This window comes from Candidatus Cloacimonadota bacterium, from assembly GCA_012522635.1.
Lineage (GTDB): Bacteria > Cloacimonadota > Cloacimonadia > Cloacimonadales > Cloacimonadaceae > Syntrophosphaera.
This window is the reverse complement of the sequence record JAAYKA010000086.1, coordinates 1-1,530: the sequence shown is the minus strand read 5'-3', so window position 1 is coordinate 1,530 and position 1,530 is coordinate 1. Positions and strand designations below refer to the sequence as shown.

Genomic DNA, 1,530 nt, shown 5'->3' with positions numbered 1-1,530 from the left:
TTCGTATAAAATACTAAGAACCCTTCTTAATAAAACAATTAAACCTGTCAAGTTTTTTTACCGTCCACCTCTCGCCCTCACTATTATTATGCGATCAATACTAATAGGATAGCTTCAATGCTTCATGTCTCTGGCTCCAGATTATCCTTGCATCAAACAACGGAGTTCCCATGGAAGACAGGAGAACTACTTGAGTCATTTTTGTGTGATTTTGGAGTATTGGGTCAAGGGCGGGTCAAGAGAGGAAGTGATTGGGAAACGGGGTTGAGTTTGAGGGAGTGACACAGAACTGCGGCGGCTGAACGCCAGCAACAGTCAGGGTTTTAATCCTGCGGCATCACACAAACAGGAGGCGGGTGGTTTTGAGATAGTTTTTTTCCAGAATTTGGCAAAATTGTTTCATGATGTTGCGGCGGATTTCGAGATCTTTGGGCAGGGCAGGGTCTTGGTGAGCTTCGTTAATTTTGGTTCCCACCACAAATTCGATAATGTCGCTATCCAAAAGTATGCGCAGCAGGCGCTTGACGGGGCTATCCGGCATGTCGTCCACGGACACGTTTTCCTCCAGCGCTCTCAACGCGCGGGAAAGAGTGATGGTTCCTTCGCTCACGAGATCGAAGCCTTCCATATCCGCGGAAGGGGGAATTTCACCGCCACTGCGCACTTCCTTGAGGTTCACATTGATGGGGATGCCCAGCTCGCGGGAGATGATGGCTGCGGTGGTTCCTCCACAGATTATCTTTTTGCCGGAGAAGGTCTTGGCGATTTCAGCGAGGACGGGGTCGTGCGCTTTTTTGTAGGGGGGGCCGGTGATAAGCAGAGTTCTGCGCGGATTTCGGAGGTAGAGAGCTGCGCAGGTGCTGTCGTCGGCGGGAAAATTTCCATCATATTCGCGCGCCATCATCACCACGCGTTTGGAAATTTCACGCGCAGAGATGAAATTGTTTTCACGCAACTGGCTGACGATGAAGTCCTGCACGCCTTTTTCCTGCCAACCCAAAGGCAGATGCGGCACGCCCATCCCTGCCTGACTGATGCCGTCGGAATAATAAACCACACGGTCTTCAGGCTGCATGGTGAATTCGGAATAGAAGAGGTGGCTTTTACGGAAGGTTTTGATGGGGATTTCCTGTTTTTCCAGCGCGACCACCTGCTGGTTCCTAAGCAGTACAAAGTGTGGATTATCGTGCTCGATGATGCGCACAAAGCCGTCGTGTTTGGCGTCGATGATGGTGAAAGTGCTGTATCCGATGTGGCGGTAGGAGCAAACGGGCAGGGTTTCAAGGATGACTTCCGCAACGCGCTTGATGTCCATTTTGGCGTTTATGAAGCCGGCTGCCATGGTGGTGGTGAGGGTTGCCAAAACGCTGGCTTTCACACCGCTTCCCAACCCATCCGCCAAGACGCAGATGATGCCATCCTCGTTTTTCATGCTGTAAAAGCTGTCTCCGCAGGATTGGTAGCCGTATTTGCAATTTTGGTAGTAATCGGCTTCGAGGACATATTGCATGGAGATCAATCCTTTTCCCC

At 50.7% G+C, this 1,530-nt stretch carries 1 protein-coding gene; it reads right to left on the bottom strand.

Going from position 1 to position 1,530, the window contains the following annotated elements:
- Positions 1–337: 337 nt before the first annotated feature.
- Positions 338–1,510, bottom strand: a complete 1,173-nt coding sequence (locus tag GX135_04685; GenBank protein NLN85385.1) for a SpoIIE family protein phosphatase — start codon at positions 1,508–1,510, stop codon at positions 338–340.
- Positions 1,511–1,530 lie beyond the last annotated feature (20 nt).

Bases quoted from the DNA above. Each gene is read 5' to 3' on its own strand.
- GX135_04685 (NLN85385.1), bottom strand. From the start codon at position 1,510: ATGCAATATGTCCTCGAAGCCGATTACTACCAAAATTGCAAATACGGC.